Below are 22,856 nucleotides of genomic sequence, written 5' to 3' on the forward strand. Positions count from 1 at the left end.
ATGCAAAGAAAAGGGGTTTAAGGATTATTGAGACTTATTAAAAAGGATTACGTTCGTATACTGGAGTGGAGCTTTAAAATCACATATTTACTACTGGGACTAGCTACTTTTAATGTATTTTTGTATTCATCTCCGATACAGCCATTGCTTGTGAAGCTTTCTCTGGTTCTTGGAATGCTGACTTTGTTGGGAAGGCTGATTTTTTTCAGGGACTATATAAAGACACCGGGCTGGATTGTGCTAGGTTTATTCTGCGCTAGTTTTCTTCTGTCCATAATCGTGAACCGGTCTTACGGGCAGGCGGCGTCGGATCTGAAGTGGCTGATATGGACGGGAATGTTGTTCTTCCTGCTTTACGCCTGTGATAGTTCAAGGTCTGTGCAGGCATATAAAAAAGAATTTACTGTTGTGGCCCATATTATCATGATATATGGTGCGCTTTCCGCGGCAGCGGGACTTATTATGATGAAGACTCTTTACTACAAGGCATGGTTTACAGGAGATGGTGAGACCATGTTTGCGGGATTCAGATGGGAGCGTCTCTGGGGAGTTTATACAGATCCAAATTACGGCGGTGTATTGAGCACAGCTGCTATTTTGATGTGTCTATATTTTTTACTGGAAAAGAAAGGGCTTTTAAAGAAAATCTTATACATCATCATGATAGTATTAAACTGCGGTTATTTGGTCTTTAGTGATTCCCGGACAGCGGAAGTTTGTTTGATCGCGGCAGTGGGGTTCTGGTTTATTTATTCGGCTGTTATGAAAAAGAGTAAAATTAAAGGGGTCTGCATTAGTCTTGTTGTAATGGCAGTGTTCGCAGCTGCATTTCTGGGGGGTGCGTCTTACCTGAAGTCAGAGGTCAGCACGCAGGTGCAGAAGCAGATGGATATCAAATTGAAAAAGAACGCGGCAGGGAAACCAAAGCAAACGTTGAATGACCAGCAGACTAGACATGATAAGAGCAGGAAACAGGGGGTAAAGGATGATTTCAGCAGCGGCAGGATAGCACTCTGGACGGGGGGACTGGAAGTGTGGAAGACGAAGCCGGTTCTGGGAACCGGATACAATTCGTTTCTTCCATTTGTGAAAGACAGACTGCCGGACAGCTATCTGATTAATAATCCGCAGGGTGAGTACGTGAGCCTTCACAATACTTATCTGAACATCCTTGCTTATCAGGGGATCGTAGGATTTGTAATTTACGCTGCATTCATGATTCTGGTACTGATACGCTGGTGGCGCGGGCAGCGCTTTGTTAAGGCGGAAGACAGGAACTATATTGCCGTACTGAGTGCATGCGTTATAATAGCAGCAATATCAATGTTATTTTTATTAGACGGACTGTATACGAATTCACCGGGAAGCTTTGCACTTTGGACCTTCCTGGGATATCTGATGCATTATACAGTTAAGGAAGGCGGCAGTTTTGTACAGATACAGGAAAACATGGAGAAGCAGTGATGAAAAGAGTATTGGCAGGCTTTATCATGGATGGCAGGAGCGGTGGAATTGATAAATACCTTCTGAACTTTCTTGAAAATGTGCGGGGGGATGATGTGGGAATTGACTTTCTCACGAATGAAATCGACCCGGAGTTGGAAAGTTATCTAAGAGAGCGGAAATCAAGAATTTTTGCAATAGCCAGTTTAAAGCATCCGGTGAAACAGTACAGACAGGTCTGTAAGATTATAGAACAGGGAAGATATGATATTGTATATCTGAACATATCCACTGCGATTGACTGTGCGGCGGCATGGGCCGCGAAGAAGATGCACGTGAAACGTATCCTTCTGCACAGCCATTCAAGTGGGAATGACATTGAAAGCGTGCTGAAACGTAAAATATTTGACATCATCCATTATATTTGCCGTCTGACCCTGTATAGGACGGCAACTGAATATTATGGATGTTCCAAAAAGGCCGGGGTGTGGATGTTCCCGGCAAAAATTGTGGAGTCTCCAGATTTTTCTGTGATCTTTAATGCAGTGGATACGGGGAGATTTCAACACAATGTGGAAATAAGAGAAGAGATACGCGGTGAATTGAGGATAACTGACCAGTTTGTTGTGGGCCATGTGGGAAACTTCGTTTATCAGAAGAATCACTTCTTTTTAATTGACGTTTTTGAAGCACTGAAAAAAAGGTGCCCCGAAGCTATACTTCTGCTTGTAGGCACGGGGGTCCGGTTTGAGCAGGTAAAAGAGACTGTAAGGAAAAAGGGGCTGGAAGACAGTGTAAAGCTTCTGGGATTTCGAAAGGATGCTGACAGGCTGTTTCAGGGAATGGATTTTTTTGTTCTCCCTTCTAATTTTGAGGGACTTCCGACTGTCGGTGTGGAGGCCCAGTGTGCAGGACTGCCCTGCCTGATGAGTGATACGATTACAGATGAGGCAAAAATAACTGGTCACTGCTGGTTTTTATCCCTGAAAAAGAGTCCGGAGGAGTGGGCTTCCTTCATTCTGTCTCACAGGCAGGAACAGGACAGAGAAGCAGTCCGTATCGGTGAGGGATCTGACTATAGTCTGGAACAGCTGAAAAAGCAGCAGAAATATTTATTATATCAATAAGGAGTATGTTATGGAGTTAGCCAGTATAATTGTTCCTGTTTATAATATTGAAAAGTATATAGAAGGATGCGTAGAAAGCCTTCTTGCACAGACCTATGCGAAGACAGAGATTATTCTGGTAGATGACGGCGGGACGGATAAAAGCGCCGGAATATGTGATGAGTATGCCGAAAAATATTCCAGAGTGAAAGTTCTGCATAAGGAAAATGGAGGCCTGAGTGATGCAAGAAACAAGGGGGCAGAGCAGGCTCACGGGAAATATTTGTTTTTTGTAGACGGTGACGACACGGTATCACCCGATATGGTGGAAAAGGCTGTCTGCTGTGCAGAAGAACTGCATGCGGACATGGTGTTCTTTGATTTTGAATCCATCGAAGAGGATACTGGGCGCAGAGACCGGTACCACTATGGTTTTCCTCAGAATCAGTGTATGAATGCAAGATCGAATCCGGAACTTTTGATCAAGTCGCCTTCGGCATGCTGCTGCTTATACAGCAAGGCATTCTGGGATGAATCGGGAATCCGGTATCCGGAAGGGCTTCACTATGAAGATCTGGCGACAACTCCGAGATTTATTATAAAAGCCCAAAAGATCGGGTATGTGGGAGATTCGCCCAAGTACTATTATATGCTGCGGCAGGGTTCCATTATGCGGAGCAATAACTTCGAAAGGAGCTATAAGGACCGCACCTATGTGATGAATTTCCTGATGGATTACTTTAACGGGCAGCATCTGGAAGAGGAATTTAAAAAAGAACTGGAATATCTGGTTTTCCAGCACTGTTATTTTATTCCGTCAAAGGAGATTATTCTGGCAGATACAAAGAGCATGTGGCTGGACAGATTTCGGAAATATGTAGTCTCAAAATATCCGGATATCATGAAGAATCCTTATATCAGCGAGCTGTCCGGAAAGGATAAGATTCTGCTGTTTTTTATGAAACGGAGGATGTACCGGGTGATGAATCTGCTTTCCGGTATGCGAAAAGCGAAAGACCGTATGAAAGGACAGTAGTTTCCGATTCTAAACGATTAGTATGATAAGGAAAAAATAGGAGATAAACTATGGAGAAAGTATTAACAGTTACGATCCCGTCTTATAACGTGGAGAAGTATCTGAACCAGACACTGGATTCATTTCTGGATGAGAGGATTTTAGATGATATTGAAGTACTGGTTGTGGATGACGGATCAAAGGATAATACCGCGCAGATCGGGAAGGAATACGAGGAAAAATATCCACAGACTTTCCGCGTAATCTCCAAGGAGAACGGCGGACATGGTTCCACCATTAACCGCGGAATTGAGGAAGCGCGCGGCGCCTATTTCAAGGTTGTTGACGGAGATGACTGGGTAAATATGGAAGATTTTGTCAGGATGGTACAGGCTTTAAAGTCATGCACAGCGGAATACGTGGTGACGAACTATAACGAGGTGAACGATACGACAGGTGAACTGACACCAGTAGAGTTCAGAGAATTTGCAGGAAGAGAGGTCTGGGATTTTGAAGAAGCATGTAAAATCAGACAGATGAGCATGCACGCACTCGTTATCAGGACTTCGGTATTAAAAGAGAATCATATCCGTTTGGATGAACATTGCTTCTATGTGGATGTGGAGTATATCCTGTTCCCGGTGCCTTATGTAAAGACCGTGCAGTATCTGGACCTGACCGTATACATGTACCGGCTTGCCGTCATGACGCAGAGCGTCAGTATTCAGGGGTATCAGCGGCATATGCAGAACCATATCGATGTGATCATGCATCTGACAGAATTTTATGAGAGCATGAAACAGAGTTGTTCACCTGAGAAAGTTGAGTATATCGGAAAAAGGACTGCACAGATGATCGGCGATCAGATCACAATATTTATGAGTTTTCCGGTGGATGATATGGAGATCCGGAAAAAGTTTATCACTTTTGATAGAGAACTCAAGAATAAGAGTGCAGATATTTATGAGAGGGCGGGAATGGAAAGCGGCAGTCTGCGAATGTTTAGAAGACTGCATTTCAAAGGATATACCTGGGTTGCGAGATTCTGTAAGAAACGCAACCGCATAGGAGAAGACTAGACATGAAGATACATTCCATAAAGTTTAACTTTATTATGAATGCCCTGCTGACAGTTTCGGCAATCATTTTTCCTCTCATTACATTCCCGTATATTTCCAGGGTACTGTTGGTTGACGGGAGCGGTAAAGTAGCTTTTGCGATTTCTGTTGTCTCATACTTTACAATGTTTGCATCTCTGGGGGTGCCTACGTATGGGATTCGTGCGTGTGCAAAGGTCAGGGACGACAGGGAGAAGCTTTCGGCTACGGTACAGGAACTGCTGATTATCAACGGGATTACGACAGCGGTGATCTACGTGGCTTTTTTCCTGAGTCTTGCCGTGATCCCGAAATTCAATGAGCAGAGAATCCTGCTGACTGTTGTCAGTTTTTCCATTGTGTTAAATACGATGGGGATTCAATGGCTTTACAGCGCCCTTGAGCAGTATTCTTACATTACGTTCTGTGCGCTTGGGTTCAAGGTAGTGGGCCTCGTCCTGATGTTTGCATTCGTACATTCGCCGGAAGATTATATTATATACGGTGCAGTCAGCGCCTTCGCAAGTTATGGGTCCGGTATTTTGAATTTTATAAACATGAGGAAGTTTGTTTCCCTAAAGAAGACGGTTAGTTATGATTTCAAACGCCATATCAGGCCCATACTGACTTTTTTCTTTATGTCCGCCGCAGCGAGTATCTATTTGAATCTGGACATGGTAATGCTTGGCTTTATGAAGACAGATACAGATGTAGGATACTACAATGCAGCTATTAAGGTAAAAACCGTACTGGTAAATGTGGTAACCTCTTTGGGAACGGTGCTTCTGCCAAGATTATCTTTCTATATCGAAAAGGGGGAGATGGAAGCATTCCGGAAAACGGTCGTGAAAGCGGTTAGATTTGTCGTGACTGCCGGAAGTGCACTCATAGTGTTCTTTATAATTTTTGCGAGGGAATCGATACTGATCCTGTCGAAAGAACCATTTTTGCCAGCCACGTTTCCCATGCAGCTGCTGATGCTTACTGTACTGCTGATCGGATTGTCTAATATTACCGGAATCCAGATTCTGACGCCGATGGGCAGGGAGGATAAGGTGCTGATATCTGTCGTGGCAGGGGCAGTTGTGGATTTTGTGCTGAATCTTTTCCTAATTCCCCACTTTGCATCTGCGGGGGCGGCGTTTGCAACGGTTATGGCAGAGCTTGTGGTACTTATAATTCAGTGTGTGTACCTGAAAGATATGCTTAAGGGACTGCTGACAGATGTCAGGGTTGGAAAGGTAGCTTTCGCGCTGGCTGCTGCGAGTATCCTGTCTGTACTGCTTAAGACTTCCACGGATCTGGGACCGTTCGTAACCATGCTGATTGCTGCATTCTTATTTTTCGGGAGTTACGGCGGTCTACTGCTGGCTATGAAGGACCCGCTTGTCACGGAGATTGCAGATATGGGAGTCAGGGCTGTCTTGAAAAGAAAATAGCCCTGTTTAAAGAAGAGATAGAGAAACTTTATTTACAGACTAAGGAAGAGTGAGATGAAGAGAGAAAAAGTAACGTTGATTGTTCCCTGCTATAATGAAGAGGAAGTGCTCCCGTATTTCTACGAGGAGTTTCAGAAGATATGTACCCAGCTTGAAACATATGAAATGGAAGTTCTTTTTATAGATGACGGTTCGAAGGACAATACATTGAAAATCGTGAAAGATCTGGCGAAGAAAGATGAGAGGGTGAAATATCTTTCTTTTTCCAGAAATTTTGGGAAGGAGGCTGCTATCTATGCCGGCCTGAAAAATTCTGACGGCGACTATGTTGCGCTGATGGATGCAGATCTTCAGGATCCCCCGTCGCTTTTGCCGGAGATGCTGAAGGCTGTGACAGAGGAAGGGTATGATTCGGCTGCCACCCGCAGGGTAACGAGAAAGGGAGAACCGCCGATAAGGTCGTTCTTTGCACGCAGGTTCTATGGACTGATGAATAAGATTTCTTCTGCGGAGATCATGGATGGGGCGAGGGATTACCGTCTAATGAACCGGAAGTTTAAGAATGCGATTCTTGAAATGAGTGAATATAACCGCTTTTCAAAAGGCATTTTCGGCTGGGTCGGATATAAAACGAAATGGATTGAGTTCGAGAATGTAGAGCGCAGGGCGGGAGAGACGAAATGGTCCTTTTTCAAGCTTTTCCGTTACAGTATGGAGGGGATCATCGGATTTTCCACGGCACCTCTTGCGATGGCATCAGTACTTGGCATCGTGTTTTGTGCAGTGGCGTTTCTGTTCATGGTTATTATACTGGTAAAGACACTCTGCTTTGGGGATCCAGTGGCAGGATGGCCGTCAATGACCTGTATTATACTGTTGCTGGGAGGGATACAGCTGCTCTGTATGGGTATTCTGGGTATGTATTTGTCCAAGACCTATCTGGAAACGAAGAACAGGCCGATATACTTATGCAGGGAGAGCAATCTGGAAGAAGCAAAGGAAGATTAACGGGTTGCATTTCATGGTGTATCTGCTAAAATGTAAGAGGCAGCATACTTAATTAGAAATATTTCAATATTTTACCAAGGGGGTATGAATATGAAGAGGTTAAAAAGAGCAGGCGTTGTCCTTCTGGTTATGCTGATGATTTTCAGTATGGCAGGATGTAAGAAAAAAACAGAAGCGCCAAAAGAAGAAACGAAGAAAGAAAAAACAGAAGAACCGAAGAAAACAGAACCGGTTGAGACTAAAGAGCCGGAAGAAGCACCAGCGAATCAGAATCTTCTGACAGGGCTTGGCGACCTGACTGATGGGGCAATCGGCAAAAGACCTGTAGCAGTCATGGTTAACAATGTGCAGGACGCGCTCCCGCAGTATGGAATCGGAAAGGCTGACATTATCTATGAGATTCCGGTGGAAGGTGATGTGACACGTTTAATGGCAGTCTACGGGGACTATACAACCGTTCCGAAGATTTGTGCGATCAGAAGCTGCCGCTATTATTTCCCGGCGTTTTCAGAAACTTATGACGCATTCTATGTAAACTGGGGAATTGATGACAGCATTGCTGACTATCTGGAGGCATTGAATCTGGACCAGTATGACGGGATTAATAATGCCGGAGGATTGTTTGGGCGTGATCAGGACAGGCTGAATAAGGGCTATTCTCTGGAGCACACCGGATATTTTGACGGTACAAGGTTTGCAGAAGTGGTACAGTCCGAGGGAAGAAGAACAGATCTGGCAGACGATAAGAAGGGTACTGCATTCAATTTCAACGGGGTAAATGAACAGCTTAAGCCGGAAGGTTCTGACTGTAAGACAGTCAGCATTGATTTCGGAGCGGCATCAGCAACACTGACATATGATGAGGCATCTAAGACGTATCTGAAACAGATCAACGGCAATCCCCAGATGGACGAAAGCACCCAGACACAGCTGGCATTCACAAATGTGTTCGTACTGGAGACAGATATTTCTGTGAGAGACGATATCGGACATAAGCAGCTGAACTGGAATGGCGGAAATAATTATACCGGATACTATGTATCAAACGGGGCTGTCCAGAAAATACACTGGTACAAGGATGCTAATAATGAAAGGTCCGATTTGCACCTTGTGGATATGAATGGGAATGAAATAAAAGTAAACCGCGGGAAAAGCTATATAGCAGTAAACTATCCCGGACAGAGTCAGTTCCAGTAGGAATTGAAAGAAATGCGGCTGGGTTTTCCTCAGCCGTATTTCATTATACAGAGTTTTTCCTGTGTGGAGAGAAAGATATAAAAAGGAATAGGAGTTTAATCATCCATGTTGAAGAATAGGGAACTACATGAAAACAGAAAAAAGAATCTTGCAGTGATGGGAATTATCTTTATATGCATCACGGGCTTGTTTATGATCATACATGCAGTGAGCGGCATCTATCCTTTTGGGACGAAATCTAATATGTTGTGGGATCAGGACATTCAATATGTCGATTATTTTGCATTTTATCAGGACGTCCTTCTTGGGAAGGCACATCTCGGTTATTCCTTTTCAAAATCAATGGGTGGCTCTCTTATGGCGCTTTTCGGGTATTATCTGGGCTGCCCACTCAATTTGTTTGTTGTTTTCTTCCCGAAAGCTTTGATTCCCCTTTTCCTGTTTATCCTGAACACGGTGAAACTCGGACTTGCCGGAATTACGATGGACTTCTTCCTGTCAAGACGTTTCCCGGTGCTGTCCTTAAGGATTCGGATACTCTTGTCTGTGTCCTATGGGCTGATGCAGTATGTCATGATACAGTCTTCCAATATTATGTGGCTCGACGGAGTGATCTTACTGCCACTTCTTTTATGGAATGTATACCGGTTTGTTACGGATAAGAAAAAGACCGGCCTTTTTATCACAGTCCTGCTCAGCATTGCGATCAACTGGTATACAGGCTATATGACGGGGATTTTTGCAGGATGCTATTTCCTCTATGAGAGAATCTTGTCCATGCCGGAAACGGGAGAGAAAGGCGAATGGAAAAAGGTTATTGCAGATACCGTACGGGCCGGCCTTGTAATGCTGAGTGGTGTTCTGGGGAGCTGTTTTATTTTCTATCCGATCGTAAAAGGGCTGCAGAATGGGAAAGAAGTGTTCAGTCTGTCAATCTTTGCACCGGCTGTCAATGGATCCTTTTTAGACATATTCAGAGGCTTTGCACTGGGCAGTGTCGTGCCGACCGTTTCCTTGTATTGCGGCCTGCCTACGTTGGGACTGGTTCTGTACTATTTTATATCGGGCAGGATACCCGGTAAGGAAAAACTGTTATCAGGTATTGCAGTGATTTTCATGCTGGTGAGCTGTTGGTTTATCCCGTTAGAATGTGTGTGGAGCGGTTTCCGGTATGCAGGGAGCTATCGCTACAGGTTCAGCTTCGTTGCCGTATTCCTTCTGATCTATCTGGCTGCCAGAGGTGCAGCTGAATTCGCGGAAGGGCGGGAGATGAAGAAGATGTCCGCGATTTATGGGGGATTGCTTCTGCTTTTTATCGGATTTTATTTCTACAATGTGTATGGACAGGGATATCTGAAAGTTACATTTGTTTTTCTGGCAATATACTGCCTGCTTTTCCTTCTGGCTGCATACCAGAAGTGGGTCAGGTACCTGTTACCGGTTGTTTTAGCCGTGGAATTTGTGATCAACGGTGCAATTACCTTCCAGATCAACTATCAGTGGAATCCGGAGAATGAGGCGTATCAGGACTATGTAAATCAGTCAGAGGCACAGATACGCTCAGTACAGGAGAGCGAAGATTCCGTCTTTTACAGGATGGATACACTTCAGAAGCGTTATCTTGAGCCAAACCGCTGCTCTGCATATTTGAATGAGGCAATGGTTTATGGATACCGGGGACTGAATCATTATTCTTCTACCTATGATTCAGCGGTCGGTGATATGCTTCTGGATATCGGATACTCGACAGAACGGGACCTGAGTATTGTGTCAGAATCCGTGCTGCCTGCCGATTCATTGTTCGGTGTAAAATACCTGCTGTCTGCGGAGAACGTGGCGGGTTATGAAAAAGTATCCTCTATTCCGGATGCAAATCAGAAAGCAGTATACCGGAACCCGTATGTGCTGGGGGCAGGAATGCTGGCGGCCGGGTCCGTGTATGACAAGGTGGAATCGGAAGATCCGTTTATATACCAGAACGAATTGTTTTCCAATATTCTCGGAAGAAAAGTGGATCTCTATAAGAAAATAGAGCCGGAGACCAGCCTGACAGACCAGTCTCTGAATTTCCATATCCCATCGGCCGGGACAGGGGATCTTCTGTATGGATATATTGACACAGAGATGCAGGATCTGGCACTCTCTATTGACGGGGAGTACCGCTGCGATTATTCTACATGGCTTAGTTACAAGATATTTAATGCAGGAAATGGGAATGAGGAACATACAATTACACTGGACCGTTACAGCGGGACAGAGCAGGATGCGACCTCTTATTTCTATTATCTGGACCAGTCCTTGTTTGAGGATGTGATACGTGAATTAAAGAGTAAAGAAATGACGACAGAGATTTTCGATGACGGCCATGTAAAAGGAAACTATACCGCAGATGAGGCCGGCATCATGCTTCTGACAATCCCGTACGATGACGGGTGGACTGCCCGTGTAAACGGGGAAGAGGTCGAAATAAAACAAGCGGCCAATGCCCTGATGGCGGTACCGGTAACAGAAGGGGCGAATGAAATCGAACTGAAATACCATGTGCCGGGGGTAAAAACGGGAATTCTGCTTACGATAGCTGGGGTTCTGCTGTTTCTGGGACTGGTGTGGTTTGACAGGAGAAAAAAGCAGGAGTGAGCGTTTTGCTATATAATTCGAAGCAAAAACAATATCAATAGTTGACGAAGTATATAAAAAGTCTGGCAGTTTTGGAGGCCAGACTTTTTATTATCTTCTTTACTTTTCTTTTCTAGAATTACAGTATACTCTCCACAAGTTTTTCAACCAGAGCATCAAGCTCTGACATCTGTGTACCCTTCAGTGCGGACTTTACTGCAAAATTATCGGTCAAAAGAGTCATGTTCTTCATCTCGCTGATCTTAGCCTCCATCTGCTTCGCAGACATTGGGGCCCAGCTTCCATTGCCGAGCACTGCAACTGTACGTCCCTGTACACTCAGTGCCTTCATATCGTCGAGATAATTCGCCATGACCGGATAAATGCCGCCGTTATATGTTGGAGCCGCAAGTACCAGATGGCTGTATTTGAAACTATCGGAGATCAGCTGAGATACATGTGTTCTGGAAATATCGTGCATTTTAATCTCTTTGACACCTGCGTCAGCAAGCTTGACAGCCAGAACATTTACCGCATTCTCTGTATTGCCGTACATGGATGCATAGGCGATCATAACGCCCTGCATTTCCGGTTTGTAGGTGCTCCATGTATTGTATTTTTCAAGCAGGTAGGCAAGATTGCTTCTCCAGACAGGACCGTGTAGAGGGCAAATGTACTGTATATCGAGGGCAGATGCTTTTTTCAGGACATTTTGTACCTGTACGCCGTACTTTCCAACGATATTGGTGTAATAACGGCGGGCATCATCCAGCCAGTCGCGGTCAAAATCAATCTCATCATTGAAGATTGTCCCGTTCATTGCACCAAAGGTTCCGAATGCATCGGCGGAGAAGAGTACTTTGTCAGTCTCGTCGTAAGTCATCATGACTTCCGGCCAGTGTACCATAGGGGCCATCACGAAGTGCAGGGTATGCTTTCCACTGGAGAAGGTCTCCCCCTCCTTGACCGTGACCGTCTTCCCTTCCAGATCCAGATCATAAAACTGGCCGATCATAGGGAATGTCTTGGCATTGCCGATGATCTTCATATCCGGGTGGCGTATCACAAGCTCATCAATGAGAGAGCAGTGATCCGGTTCCATGTGGTTGATTACCAGGTAATCAAGTGACCTGCCGTCCAGTACAGCCTCGATATTCTCCAGAAACTGTCTTCCGATAGATGTATCCACGGTATCAAAAAGCACGGTCTTTTCATCCATCAGCAGGTAAGAATTGTATGATACACCGTTTGGAATTGGAAAAAGATTCTCAAATAACTCCAGACGCCGGTCATTGCCACCAACCCAATATAAATCATCTGTTACTTTTCTAAAATAGTACATATGCGTTCCTCCTTGTTATTCTTATGCTTACTGTGCAGTGGCTGCCGGATGGTCGGGACAGTCAGGGCGGTATTTGCACTGCCGGTGCACAGGGTGTGAAATCTTATTACGTGAATATTTTACCATAAAAACAGGAATACGCAAGTTAAGTATCTATTTTCATACATTATTTTGCAAGTTTTTTTGTGGAAGCCTTTTTGTGGCAGATTTAAGAGATTTAGGACAAACAAAATAATATCAGTGAAATCCTCCTGATTTATGATAAGATAGATACAGATACAATTGGAAGGTAAAAAAAGCGTGGGTCGGGCCTGCTTCAAAGTGCCTGCAGCAGGAAAGGAGAAAAGAAATGGCAGAATATTTATCGCCGGGAGTATATGTGGAGGAATATGAAAATTTGCCGCATTCAATGGAGGGCGTAGCAACAAGTGTGGCCGGATTTGTAGGTCTGGCAGAGAGGGGGACCGCTGCGGGAGCTCCGGTTCTGATTCTGACTTATTCGGAATTCACACGTAAATTCGGAGGTTACTTAAATGAAGCTGCATTTGGAGAATACCGTTATCTGGCAGGCGCAGTAGAACAGTTTTTTCAAAACGGTGGAAGCCGCTGCTATGTTGCACGTGTACTGCCGTCTGATGCGAGGTCAGCCTCATATGATAATGGTCAGCTTTCCGTAACGGCGGCCAATGAGGGGAACTGGGGGAATCGGGTCGAATTACATTTTGTAGAAGATAGTAAGAAAGGACTTACCATCCGGGTAATGTATGATGATGAAGTAGAAGAGTTCGCGGAATTAAATCTTCACCCAGAATCGGCTAATTATATAGGCCGCAGACTGCAGGACAGCCGTTTGGTAAAGTTACAGTACAAAGGCCCAAATGAGGGGGAAGATATACCATTGCCGGGGAATCCGGTGGAGGCTCTTTTAGGAGAGGGAAATTGTTCAATCCGGCTGGAGGGCGGCGCTGACGGTACAAAAGAGAATATTACAGCATCCACTTTTACTGGTACAGATGAAGGGCCGGGAAAAAGAACCGGAATCCAGGCATTTCTTGAGAATAATACAGTGAGTATTATAGCGGTTCCGGGTGTCACTATCCCAGAGGTAATCAATTCTCTGGTTGCCCACTGTGAGAGCATACAGAGCAGGTTTGCAGTCCTCGATATGCCGAGGGATATCTCTGATGTTAGAAAACTGATTGAGTTCAGAGAGATGATAGACAGCACTTACGCAGCAATTTATCATCCCTGGATACAGAATTTTGACCGCGCCAATAAGAAACCGGGATATTTCCCACCGTCAGGGGCCGTTATGGGAGTCTATTCCCGTACCGATATGTGCAGGGGCGTACATAAGGCCCCGGCAAATGAGACGATAGCATGCACCGGCCTGAATATTAATTTTAACAAGGGGGAGCAGGATATCCTGAATCCAAAAGGAATCAACCTGATCCGTGCACTGCCGGGACAGGGGATCCGCATCTGGGGAGCAAGGACGGCAAGTGTAAATACAGCCTTTAAATATGTCAATACCAGACGTTTATTTATTTACGTGGAGGAAAGCATTAAGGCAAATACTGGATGGGTGGCATTTGAACCGAATGATGCTAACCTTTGGAACCGAGTTCGCCTTTCGATAGACAGTTTTCTGAATACTTTGTTCCGTAACGGCATGTTTGCAGGAGCATCACCAAGTGAGAGCTACTTTATAGAGATCGGTCCGACAACCATGTCACCGGATGATATCAAAAACGGCAGATTAATAATGAATATTGGAATCTCCCCGTCCAGACCCGCAGAATTTGTAATTTTCCGTATCACACAACATACCGCCGAGAGCAGTTCATAAAGAAAAAACATACCGGTCATATACCCCAGATGCGTAGAAAATTTTACCGCCCCTCCAATTGAAAGAAAATCCCCCACCCTTATAAATTCCTTATATTCTTTTTGTATGATTATTTTATCAAATACAGAATGTAATTAGGAGGACACTGATATGAGTGAATTTATATTAGAGACGAAGGGAATCAGCAAGAGTTTTGCCCGGCAGAAGGTATTAAAGGGGATATCCCTGAAGGTGCCACAGGGCTGTGTATACGGCCTGCTTGGTCCAAACGGGGCCGGGAAATCGACGCTTATGAAGATGTTTTCGGGAATGATGCGGCCGGATGAAGGGGAGATTTATTTTCGGGGAAAGCGATGGACCAGGGACAGTCTTAAGGAAACGGGTGTTCTGATCGAACAGCCCCCTCTCTATGAAAATCTGACGGCGGAGGAAAATCTGGAGGTACGGACGCTTCTGCTGGGACTTCCGAAGAGGCGTATTCAGGAGGTACTAGAAATTGTGGACCTAAAAAATACTGGGAAGAAACGGGCCGGTCAGTTTTCGATGGGGATGAAGCAGAGGCTGGGAATTGCGGCTGCACTTCTGAATCACCCGTCCCTGCTGATCCTTGACGAGCCGACGAACGGGCTGGATCCTTTCGGTATACAGGAGTTGAGAGAACTGATCCGTGGATTTGCCCATGAAGGAATTACGGTCATCGTCTCAAGCCATATTTTAAGCGAGGTTGAGCAGGTGGCGGATTATGTGGGAATCATTTCGGACGGTGTGCTCGGATACCAGGGCGGGATGAAGCAGGGAAAAGATTTGGAAGTCTTGTTTACCGAAGTTGTGAGAAAGAACAGGGGGAGGGCGGCATGATGCAGGCATATATCAAAGCAGAAGGGCTGAAGAACAGACACACGGTGTCGGCAAAATTATTCTGGGCCGTGCCTCTCGTCAGTCTGTTGATTTCGTTCCTATTTTCAGGTCAGGATGCAGTTTATTATCAGACAAATCAGTATAACTGGTGGTATACCACATTCTTTCCCATGCTGCTCCTGCTTAGCACGGCATTCACGGAACAGCGGGAAAAAAGAGTAAAAAACAGGATCATGGGAACACTTCCTCTTGATATGAAAAAGCTCTGGGCCGCAAAAGTAATCTACAGTTTAAAAACACTTCTGTATGCGGCACTGCTTTTGTACTGCACGCAGGAAATCGTCAGCAGGATTCTGGCAAAGGGGGCTCTCAGGAGTATTTCTGGTATGGCAGGTCTTGCAGCGGTATGCCTGTGGCTGGCCTTAAGTGCATGGCAGGTTCCACTCTGGCTGTTTATGAGCCGCACGTGTGGATATGCGGCAGGGCTTCTGCTCGGACTGGCAGGGAATATTGGCCTGGGGATCTTGGGAGCACTGTCAAAATGGTGGTTTCTGAATCCATTTTCTTATATCAGCCGCCTGATGTGCCCCGTCCTTAGGATACTGCCAAACGGACTTCCTGCGCAGCCGGGGAGCCAGACGTTTTCTCCGGAGGTTTTGGACTTATGGACCATACCAGTTGGAGTTTTGATTTCAGGTGTGTTATTTTTCATCTGTTTTTTGGTGACTGCGAATCTGTATCAAAGAAAGGGGCTGCGGGGATGGGAAGATTAGAAAATGGAAGAAAACATGTCACATTCCTTCATCTGCTCAGCGCTGAGATGCTGAAAATGCGCAGGACATGGATTCTCTGGCTGCATATTGTGATGCCGGTTCTTGGAATCGCCGTATTTCTCTGGTATTACAGCTTCTCCATGTGGAGTGCGTGGGGAAAAATATCCGGCTATATAGAGATTGTCTCAATTGTATGTCCGGTACTCGTAAGTTTTGTAAGTGCACTTGCGGCGGAGCAGGAAAAGCAGGCCGGGCATTTCCAGAATCTTTTCGGGACCGGCAGGCACAGGGAGTCAAATCTTGCGATAAAAATCTGTCTGCTCATGCTATGGAATCTGGCTGCCCTGACCCTTGCGGTCGGAGGTTTTGGAGCAGGATTTTCACTGATGACAGATGTAAAGGTACCGGGGAAATTTTATTTTGTATTGATTCTAGTCACATGGGTCTGCCAGACTTTCTGCTATTGCTTTCACCTTTTTCTCGGAATCCGTTTTTCACGAGGGATATCGATTGGTGCGGGAGTCGTGGAGAGTCTGGTGGCGGCCCTTATGATGACCGGTCTGGGGGACGGCATCTGGCAGTTCCTGCCCTGTGCCTGGGCAGGCCGTTTTACAGGCTATTATGTGCAGATGACGGCAAATGCAGATATAAATAAGGCATTCCTCCGGACTCAGATTGAAACGGGCGGTATTGTAATGCTTTTGATGACTCTGGCCGGGGCAGGACTGCTGTTTATGTGGTTTCACAATTACGAAGGCAGGAGAATGGAAGATTAGGGATTGAAATAAGGAGGGAGAAAAATCATGGCCAGAATTCTAGCGGTGGATGACGAACCGGCAATTCTTACATTAATAAGGCGTGCACTGGAGAAGGAAGGGCACAGGGTGACGGTTTGTCAGAATGCTGATGAGGTAAAGGAAGAATATCTCAACCAGTATGACTTGATCATACTGGATGTGATGATGCCGGGGACGGATGGAATCACATTCTGCCGGAATATCAGGAGCAAAGTGGACTGCCCGATCTTATTTCTGACGGCCAGGACGGATGAAACGAGCATTATGTACGGTCTCGGGTCCGGCGGCGATGATTATATTACAAAACCCTTTGGTATCGGCGAATTAAGGGCCCGTGTCCAGGCACATTTGAGGAGGGAAAACCGGGAGAAAAAACATGCGGTCATGATAGCGGGGGTGCGCTTTGACCTGGCAGGAAAGCAGGCGGAAACGGACAGCATGCGCATCCCATTGACAAAAAGTGAGTATGAGATCAGTGAGTTTTTGGCTGTGAACCACGGACATGTTTTCTCAAAGGAGCAGATTTATGAACGGGTGTTTGGCTATGACCGGGAGAGTGACGTGTCTGCGATCACAGAGCATGTGAAGAATATCCGGGCGAAGTTTTCAAGGGCAGGGATAGAACCGATCGAAACGGTATGGGGGATAGGGTATAAATGGAAGTAAAACGAAAAGTGTCAGTACAGTCTGTGTTTTGGAGGTTCCTGCTCTGGTTCTGTGCTGTGACGGGCGGACTGCTCCTTTTGGCGGTTCTGTTATTTCTTATTGCAAGCGGCGCGGGGATGCTGCTGCCAGCCAATTACGGGGAGACTGTGCTTGAGGAGAACCGCACGGTCATTCAGGAAGCCGGGAAGGTAACGGAGGATATGATACCCGACACCTGCCGTTTCGGGGTCTATAGTGAGGATGGAACATTTCTTTACGGAAATCTGGCGGAAAAAGCGAGGACAGGTGTCTGGCAGAGATATGAGCAGGGCGGCAGCAGCTATGGAAGTGAATATTTCAAGGTATTCCCGCGCGAAAATGAAATCTGTATCGCCGTATACTATATCAAGGCAGAGTTTACGGACCCGGTGCTGAGGAAATATCTGCCGGGAGCCCCGGAAAGCCTCCTGCTGCTATTTTTGTCTGCGTTTCTGATCGAATGTGTCATACTTGTCAGGAGATTCGGCAGGATATTCCGGGAGGAGCTGGAGTCGGTCAAACAGGTGACGGAAAAAGTACAGCTTAAGGACTTGGATTTTAGAAAGCCTGATACAAGGATTCGTGAGATTGACGAGGTGATGGACTCTCTTATTCAGATGAAGGACGCGCTGGAAATATCACTGAAACAACAGTGGAAACTGGAGGAGAACAGGCGGCAGCAGGTGAGGGCACTGGTGCATGACATCAAGACTCCGCTGACCGTGATACGCGGCAGCACACAGCTGCTGGATGAGGCAGAATCACGGGAAGAAAGCCGGGAGTACCAGACTTACATTCTTCAGGAGACAGACCGGATTGAGCAGTATGTCCTGACGCTTCAGGAAATGCTGAAATCAGAGGGTGACTTCCAGCCGAAGGAGGAAAAGATCGAGATCCGGAATATGGCGGAATCCTTCCGGGAGTCTGCGAAAATGCTTACGGATGCAAAAAAACAGAGTCTGGAGGTTGTAATTTCACTTCAGTCGGACTATATTATTAGTGACAGGCAGTTTCTGGGCCGTGCATGGGAAAACCTTTTAAATAATGCAGTGGAATATACGCCTGAGGGCGGAATGATATGGATTCGTATAAAAGAAGAAGGGGACTGGCTGTGCTTACGGATAGAGGACAGTGGTCCCGGCTTTACGGAAGAAGACCTCCGGCACGCAGCAGAGCAGTTCTATCAGGGGGATAAGAGCCGGAACTCTGAGTATCACTACGGCATAGGCCTGTTTACGGTGCAGTCCTTCGCAAAACAGCAGGGCGGCAGTCTTGTTTTATCCAATTCCGACGAAGACAGGGGCGCCTGTGTCTGTCTCTACATTCCAGTAAAGACGGGCAAATAAAGACAGACAAATCATGACGAAAGTGAGGCACAAATATGTTATTTGTATGTTATCCAAAATGTACCACCTGCCAGAAGGCCAGAAAATGGCTGGATGCACAGGGAATCTCTTATGAGGAGAGGGATATTAAGACAGAAAACCCAAGAAAAGAAGAACTGACCGAATGGTACCACAAAAGTGGCCTGCCGTTGAAGCGGTTCTTCAATACGAGCGGGAACCTCTACAAAGAATTAAAACTGAAGGATAAACTCCCGCAGATGAGTGAGGAAGAGCAGCTCGAGCTCCTCTCCACAGACGGGATGCTGGTAAAGCGTCCGATTATCGTTACAAAAGACACAGTCCTGACCGGTTTTAAAGAAAGCGAATGGGCGGAGAAGTTATAAGGAATTAGTCATTAAAAACAGAGAAGTGCAGGGGTTCTGCACTTCTTAGTTTTTCTTAATATATGTGATTTTTATCGTTCTTTTATCTCAATGTCTCCGGAATCAGCCTGAATGGTTATCAGATTCTTCCCGTTTCCGTCGGTCTGATAATATTCTTCGCTTTCATCCCTGTCTGAATAATGTCCCCTCGGGGCATCACCCGGCAGTCTGATGGAACCATATTCTGTATTGACATCAAACGTGTATTTCTCCAGTTTTTCGGGGAGAAGCAGTGTGATATTCCCATATTCGGAATCACAGTTCAAGGATTCCAGTTTAGCCGCATCCATGTAAAGGTCGCCAGAATCAAGTTCTATAGTTGCAGTTTTGCATGTGAAGTTCGTGAATGTATTATCATCGTATTCATTATGGAGATAAAACTGTCCGATTTCGCTGTCGGCAAGGTCAAAAGAACAATTTTCCAATGTGAGTGTCATGGAGTCAAACTTGCTGTCCTTTACCGTGATGTCTCCGTAGTCGACTTCAATATTGGCGTCTTTGAACTGGACATGGTCCAGAGATAAATCACCGGAGTCATTGTTTATGTTCAGTGTGCCAAGTTCCTTGTCCTCCGGTACATACAGATTAATATATGTGTTGGGTACAAGGGCATCTGTGCCAAATCCAATATTGATAAAACCTACGTAAAAGTCTGTCTGCTGCATAGTAAATTGTCCGTTGCTGACATCGTATTCAGGATTACCGTCGCCTTTGTCTAATTTGTATTCCAGATAATAATTTCCGTCTTCTGATGCCATCACATTGATATCGGTATAAGAGTCAACTGTAAATGTAGCATCAGAGAAGGAATCTAATTTAGTTTTTTCTAACACTACCGCCTCTGATTTGGTATGAGAGGAATTGATCCCGTATTTGTTAATAGCCACACCGGGTCTGCCTCCCATGAAAAAACCGATTCCGCCAAGGATGGCACCCCCTGCCATAAGTCCGGCAGAAACAGTGAGAATTCTTTTAGTGATTGTTTTCATTCTTTTTTCCTCCCTTTGAAATATTGGCAAGTGATCTGGATGCCCTCTTTAAAAACCAGCGGCAGAAGATTACGGCCCCGTAAACAAGCAGAAGTCCGGCGCCTAATGCAAACAGGCCCATACCGACTGTTGCAAGTCCATCGGCAAATGTTGAGAACAGAAGGACTGCCCCGCCGAATACACCGACGATTCCACTGGCAGCCACGGCAACAGCCGCAAGGAATAAACATAAGATAAAAAGTAGCGCCACCATAATCATACAGATGATGACTGCCAGAAGGCAAAAGGCTAACGGCAGTGCGATCGGGGCGGCACATACACCAAGTATGCCGATCCAGATGGCGGACAGTCCGTGTTTTACTGTTTTCGGGGGTTCCTGTGCATTTTTAACGGCCAGGTTAATAATCAGTTCATTCGCTGCGTCTGCAGGGGAGCCTAAATCCTCGATGGCCTGCTGTTCATTTTCCGGCCCTGCATCCGCAAAGTATTCTTCAAAATAATCAATTGCTTTATCATAGTCTTCTTTTGGCAGGCGCCGCAGACTGTGGGCAAGCGTCTTCATGTATTCTGTTTTGTTCATTATGAAATCCCTCCCTTAACAATCTCATCGATCGTTGTTTTATAAGTGTCCCATTCCTTTAATAATTCCTGATGGTGCTCCCGGCCCGTATCCGTGATGGAATAGTACTTCCGGTTGCGTCCCTGGAACTGCTGGTCATAAGTCTCCACATACCGGTTATCCTGTAACCGTTTCAAGATAGGGTAGAGTGTGGAATCCTTCGTGTTTGCTGCTTTTTTGATGATCTGGCTGATCTGGTAGCCATAAGCATCACCGTTTGCAATGACCGACAGGACGACAAAATCGAACATCGGTGTATTCAGCGTAAAGGTCATGTTATCAGTCCTTTCTGTATATGTTTTATTTTTGTATATATATTTTATACACATATTATATGAAATATAATATATATTGTCAACATATATAATCTAAAGAATTTTGAAAGATCTTCTTTAGAACTTGTTAGCAGGGTGCAAGGCAGAGTATAATGGTTACAGTTCAGAACGTGCCGGGAACCTTGGGTGAACGGCACCGGGCCTCAGGAGTACCGGCCGTATTAGAAGATAAGGAGAGAGCATCGATGTATAAAATACTGATCGTAGAAGACGACCTGACAATTGCAAAGACGATCCAGTCGCATCTGACAAGATGGGATTATGAAGTACACTGTGTCACAGATTTCAAGAATGTACAGGAGGAATTTATTTCATTCGGGCCCCACCTTGTCCTAATGGATATTCTTCTTCCCTTTTATAATGGGTTCCACTGGTGCAGCCAGATCAGAACGATTTCTAAGGTGCCGATCATTTTTGTGTCTTCGGCGAATGACAATATGAACATCGTCATGGCGATGAATATGGGCGGGGACGATTTTATCGAGAAACCTTTCGATTTAAATGTCCTGACTGCGAAGATTCAGGCACTGCTTCGACGTACGTACTCATTTCAGGGACAACTGAGCGTACTGGAATATCAGGGCGTTATTTTGAACCTGAATGATGCCACCGTAATATATCAGGATCAGAAACTGGACCTGACAAAGAATGATTTTAAGATTCTCCAGATTTTGATGGAAAATGCGGGAAAGATTGTGAAGCGCGAAAGAATCATGGAAAGGCTCTGGGAGAGTGACGAGTTCATTGATGACAATACGCTGACGGTAAATATCACCAGACTGAGGAGAAAATTGGAGGGAATCGGCGTGGAGAACTTTATCGTGACAAAGAAAGGAATCGGGTACCTGATCGAATGAAAAAATTGATCTCTTATTTAAGAACAAGAAGCGGCCTGTTCGTTGTATATTTGTTGATATTGTTTATCTTTACATTTATTCTTTATCTGCATAATATAAGTAGTGATGCACTTGGATATGCAATACTGCTGTCAGCCGTCATATATGCCGCTGCATGTATCGCAGGATTTGTCAGATACTGCCGGCACACATCCCGGGTCAGGGAAGCACTCGAGGCCCTGCCTGATGAATTGAGAGAACTTCCGGGCTGTTGTGATATAGCAGAGGAGTTATATCAGGAAAAAATACGGCAGTTGTTCCAGTGTAAAACGGATATTGAGACGAACGGTCGGATCAGCAGGCAGGATATGCTTGATTATTACAGTTTATGGGCCCACCAGATAAAGACACCAATCTCAGCGATGCGCCTGCTCTTACAATCCTTTGAAGAAGAGGAGATGGAAGAGCAGCAGACCGAATTTATCCCTTCCATGAAAATGGAGCTGTTTAAGACTGAGCAGTATGTTGAGATGGTCATGTCTTATCTGCGTATGGAGGATATGTCATCAGATTTGTCACTGAACTGGTATGAGACAGACCAGATTGTCCGTCAGGCCGTAAGAAAGTATTCCCAGCTTTTCATCCTGCAAAGAATTCGTCTGGACTACAGGGAATGCGAAGGCAGGGTGCTTACCGATGAAAAGTGGATGCTTTTTGTACTGGAGCAGCTGCTTTCCAATGCCCTGAAGTATACGAATAAGGGATCTATCTCCATCTATATGGATCCCTTGAAGGAAGGTGTATTAATAATCGAAGATACAGGAATTGGGATTCAGGCAGAAGACCTCCCGAGGATTTTTGAGAAGGGCTTCACCGGATATAATGGCAGGAAGGACAAGAAGTCTACAGGAATAGGGCTGTATCTGTGCAAATCCATCTGCACAAAATTAAACCACGGCCTGACGGTAGAATCTGAAGTGGGTAAGGGGACAAAAGTAAAGCTGGACTTATACCGTAAGCCCCAGATTGTTGAGTAAGTCTGATGACAATGAGCAAGTCCTGTAATAATGAAAACAGCTGTTCCG

General features: G+C 45.4%; 21 protein-coding genes. 17 read left to right on the forward strand and 4 right to left on the reverse strand.

Translation table 11 applies throughout. From position 1 onward, the window contains the following. Positions 1-27: 27 nt before the first annotated feature. The 8 genes from ABIN22_RS03120 (at position 28) to ABIN22_RS03155 (ending at position 10,942) form a co-directional block, all read left to right on the forward strand. Positions 28-1,464 (forward strand): O-antigen ligase family protein, encoded by a 1,437-nt coding sequence (locus ABIN22_RS03120; protein WP_346906507.1) that lies wholly within the window; start codon positions 28-30, stop codon positions 1,462-1,464. Further along, positions 1,464-2,570, forward strand: a complete 1,107-nt coding sequence (locus tag ABIN22_RS03125; RefSeq protein ID WP_346906509.1) for a glycosyltransferase — start codon at positions 1,464-1,466, stop codon at positions 2,568-2,570. Before ABIN22_RS03120 ends, ABIN22_RS03125 begins: the two co-directional genes overlap by 1 nt. Positions 2,571-2,580: 10 nt before the next feature. After that, on the forward strand, positions 2,581-3,585 hold the full coding sequence (locus ABIN22_RS03130; protein ID WP_346906511.1) for a glycosyltransferase family 2 protein: 1,005 nt from the start codon (positions 2,581-2,583) through the stop codon (positions 3,583-3,585). 50 nt (positions 3,586-3,635) lie between these two features. Continuing rightward, positions 3,636-4,643, forward strand: coding sequence for a glycosyltransferase family 2 protein (locus tag ABIN22_RS03135; protein ID WP_346906513.1), 1,008 nt, complete (start codon positions 3,636-3,638; stop codon positions 4,641-4,643). 2 nt (positions 4,644-4,645) lie between these two features. Further along, positions 4,646-6,100 (forward strand): flippase, encoded by a 1,455-nt coding sequence (locus tag ABIN22_RS03140; protein WP_346906515.1) that lies wholly within the window; start codon positions 4,646-4,648, stop codon positions 6,098-6,100. 54 nt (positions 6,101-6,154) lie between these two features. Further along, positions 6,155-7,108, forward strand: coding sequence for a glycosyltransferase family 2 protein (locus ABIN22_RS03145; RefSeq protein WP_118621357.1), 954 nt, complete (start codon positions 6,155-6,157; stop codon positions 7,106-7,108). A 90-nt stretch (positions 7,109-7,198) separates the two neighbouring features. Then, positions 7,199-8,305, forward strand: a complete 1,107-nt coding sequence (locus tag ABIN22_RS03150; protein WP_346906517.1) for a DUF3048 domain-containing protein — start codon at positions 7,199-7,201, stop codon at positions 8,303-8,305. A gap of 105 nt (positions 8,306-8,410) precedes the next feature. Continuing rightward, a complete protein-coding gene (locus ABIN22_RS03155; protein WP_346906519.1) occupies positions 8,411-10,942 on the forward strand; it encodes a YfhO family protein in 2,532 nt (843 codons plus the stop codon). Positions 10,943-11,060: 118 nt separating this feature from the next. Here ABIN22_RS03155 and ABIN22_RS03160 read toward each other — a convergent pair whose 3' ends face one another. Next, positions 11,061-12,263 (reverse strand): FprA family A-type flavoprotein, encoded by a 1,203-nt coding sequence (locus ABIN22_RS03160; protein ID WP_109729353.1) that lies wholly within the window; start codon positions 12,261-12,263, stop codon positions 11,061-11,063. A gap of 349 nt (positions 12,264-12,612) precedes the next feature. Here ABIN22_RS03160 and ABIN22_RS03165 point away from each other — a divergent pair, with 349 nt between their 5' ends. The 7 genes from ABIN22_RS03165 (at position 12,613) to ABIN22_RS03195 (ending at position 18,953) form a co-directional block, all read left to right on the forward strand. Beyond that, a complete protein-coding gene (locus ABIN22_RS03165; protein WP_346906521.1) occupies positions 12,613-14,112 on the forward strand; it encodes a phage tail sheath family protein in 1,500 nt (499 codons plus the stop codon). Positions 14,113-14,262: 150 nt separating this feature from the next. Beyond that, on the forward strand, positions 14,263-14,970 hold the full coding sequence (locus ABIN22_RS03170; protein ID WP_118621353.1) for a lantibiotic protection ABC transporter ATP-binding protein: 708 nt from the start codon (positions 14,263-14,265) through the stop codon (positions 14,968-14,970). Next, positions 14,967-15,743, forward strand: a complete 777-nt coding sequence (locus ABIN22_RS03175; RefSeq protein ID WP_118621352.1) for a lantibiotic immunity ABC transporter MutE/EpiE family permease subunit — start codon at positions 14,967-14,969, stop codon at positions 15,741-15,743. Before ABIN22_RS03170 ends, ABIN22_RS03175 begins: the two co-directional genes overlap by 4 nt. Beyond that, a complete protein-coding gene (locus ABIN22_RS03180) occupies positions 15,731-16,519 on the forward strand; it encodes a lantibiotic immunity ABC transporter MutG family permease subunit (protein ID WP_346906523.1) in 789 nt (262 codons plus the stop codon). Before ABIN22_RS03175 ends, ABIN22_RS03180 begins: the two co-directional genes overlap by 13 nt. 27 nt (positions 16,520-16,546) lie before the next feature. Next, positions 16,547-17,206, forward strand: coding sequence for a response regulator transcription factor (locus tag ABIN22_RS03185; protein WP_346906525.1), 660 nt, complete (start codon positions 16,547-16,549; stop codon positions 17,204-17,206). Further along, positions 17,197-18,570 (forward strand): sensor histidine kinase, encoded by a 1,374-nt coding sequence (locus tag ABIN22_RS03190; RefSeq protein WP_346906527.1) that lies wholly within the window; start codon positions 17,197-17,199, stop codon positions 18,568-18,570. The genes ABIN22_RS03185 and ABIN22_RS03190 overlap by 10 nt, the downstream gene beginning before the upstream one ends. Before the next feature lie 35 nt (positions 18,571-18,605). Next, positions 18,606-18,953, forward strand: coding sequence for an arsenate reductase family protein (locus ABIN22_RS03195; protein WP_118621348.1), 348 nt, complete (start codon positions 18,606-18,608; stop codon positions 18,951-18,953). A gap of 71 nt (positions 18,954-19,024) precedes the next feature. Here the strand turns inward: ABIN22_RS03195 and ABIN22_RS03200 are convergent, their stop codons facing one another. From ABIN22_RS03200 to ABIN22_RS03210, 3 genes are read right to left on the reverse strand one after another with little or no spacing between them, the layout of a single operon-like run. Then, positions 19,025-19,981, reverse strand: a complete 957-nt coding sequence (locus ABIN22_RS03200) for a DUF4097 family beta strand repeat-containing protein (protein ID WP_346906529.1) — start codon at positions 19,979-19,981, stop codon at positions 19,025-19,027. Continuing rightward, complete coding sequence (locus ABIN22_RS03205; protein ID WP_109729343.1) at positions 19,965-20,561, reverse strand: DUF1700 domain-containing protein; 597 nt, start codon at positions 20,559-20,561, stop codon at positions 19,965-19,967. Before ABIN22_RS03205 ends, ABIN22_RS03200 begins: the two co-directional genes overlap by 17 nt. Further along, positions 20,561-20,875, reverse strand: coding sequence for a PadR family transcriptional regulator (locus ABIN22_RS03210; RefSeq protein WP_109729342.1), 315 nt, complete (start codon positions 20,873-20,875; stop codon positions 20,561-20,563). The genes ABIN22_RS03205 and ABIN22_RS03210 overlap by 1 nt, the downstream gene beginning before the upstream one ends. Positions 20,876-21,120: 245 nt before the next feature. Here ABIN22_RS03210 and ABIN22_RS03215 point away from each other — a divergent pair, with 245 nt between their 5' ends. Continuing rightward, positions 21,121-21,792, forward strand: a complete 672-nt coding sequence (locus ABIN22_RS03215; RefSeq protein WP_109729830.1) for a response regulator transcription factor — start codon at positions 21,121-21,123, stop codon at positions 21,790-21,792. Next, positions 21,789-22,808 (forward strand): sensor histidine kinase, encoded by a 1,020-nt coding sequence (locus tag ABIN22_RS03220; RefSeq protein WP_346906531.1) that lies wholly within the window; start codon positions 21,789-21,791, stop codon positions 22,806-22,808. The genes ABIN22_RS03215 and ABIN22_RS03220 overlap by 4 nt, the downstream gene beginning before the upstream one ends. The last annotated feature ends 48 nt before the right edge of the window (positions 22,809-22,856 follow it).

Source organism: Faecalicatena orotica, from assembly GCF_905197545.1.
Lineage (GTDB): Bacteria > Bacillota > Clostridia > Lachnospirales > Lachnospiraceae > Faecalicatena_A > Faecalicatena_A orotica.

Coding starts and splice junctions, on each gene's coding strand:
- ABIN22_RS03140 (WP_346906515.1), top strand. CDS start 4,646: ATGAAGATACATTCCATAAAGTTTAACTTTATTATGAATGCCCTGCTG.
- ABIN22_RS03190 (WP_346906527.1), top strand. CDS start 17,197: ATGGAAGTAAAACGAAAAGTGTCAGTACAGTCTGTGTTTTGGAGGTTC.
- ABIN22_RS03195 (WP_118621348.1), top strand. CDS start 18,606: ATGTTATTTGTATGTTATCCAAAATGTACCACCTGCCAGAAGGCCAGA.
- ABIN22_RS03175 (WP_118621352.1), top strand. CDS start 14,967: ATGATGCAGGCATATATCAAAGCAGAAGGGCTGAAGAACAGACACACG.
- ABIN22_RS03145 (WP_118621357.1), top strand. CDS start 6,155: ATGAAGAGAGAAAAAGTAACGTTGATTGTTCCCTGCTATAATGAAGAG.
- ABIN22_RS03135 (WP_346906513.1), top strand. CDS start 3,636: ATGGAGAAAGTATTAACAGTTACGATCCCGTCTTATAACGTGGAGAAG.
- ABIN22_RS03170 (WP_118621353.1), top strand. CDS start 14,263: ATGAGTGAATTTATATTAGAGACGAAGGGAATCAGCAAGAGTTTTGCC.
- ABIN22_RS03180 (WP_346906523.1), top strand. CDS start 15,731: ATGGGAAGATTAGAAAATGGAAGAAAACATGTCACATTCCTTCATCTG.
- ABIN22_RS03205 (WP_109729343.1), bottom strand. CDS start 20,561: ATGAACAAAACAGAATACATGAAGACGCTTGCCCACAGTCTGCGGCGC.
- ABIN22_RS03215 (WP_109729830.1), top strand. CDS start 21,121: ATGTATAAAATACTGATCGTAGAAGACGACCTGACAATTGCAAAGACG.
- ABIN22_RS03125 (WP_346906509.1), top strand. CDS start 1,464: ATGAAAAGAGTATTGGCAGGCTTTATCATGGATGGCAGGAGCGGTGGA.
- ABIN22_RS03150 (WP_346906517.1), top strand. CDS start 7,199: ATGAAGAGGTTAAAAAGAGCAGGCGTTGTCCTTCTGGTTATGCTGATG.
- ABIN22_RS03160 (WP_109729353.1), bottom strand. CDS start 12,263: ATGTACTATTTTAGAAAAGTAACAGATGATTTATATTGGGTTGGTGGC.
- ABIN22_RS03130 (WP_346906511.1), top strand. CDS start 2,581: ATGGAGTTAGCCAGTATAATTGTTCCTGTTTATAATATTGAAAAGTAT.
- ABIN22_RS03155 (WP_346906519.1), top strand. CDS start 8,411: ATGTTGAAGAATAGGGAACTACATGAAAACAGAAAAAAGAATCTTGCA.
- ABIN22_RS03220 (WP_346906531.1), top strand. CDS start 21,789: ATGAAAAAATTGATCTCTTATTTAAGAACAAGAAGCGGCCTGTTCGTT.
- ABIN22_RS03185 (WP_346906525.1), top strand. CDS start 16,547: ATGGCCAGAATTCTAGCGGTGGATGACGAACCGGCAATTCTTACATTA.
- ABIN22_RS03165 (WP_346906521.1), top strand. CDS start 12,613: ATGGCAGAATATTTATCGCCGGGAGTATATGTGGAGGAATATGAAAAT.
- ABIN22_RS03200 (WP_346906529.1), bottom strand. CDS start 19,981: ATGAAAACAATCACTAAAAGAATTCTCACTGTTTCTGCCGGACTTATG.
- ABIN22_RS03210 (WP_109729342.1), bottom strand. CDS start 20,875: ATGACCTTTACGCTGAATACACCGATGTTCGATTTTGTCGTCCTGTCG.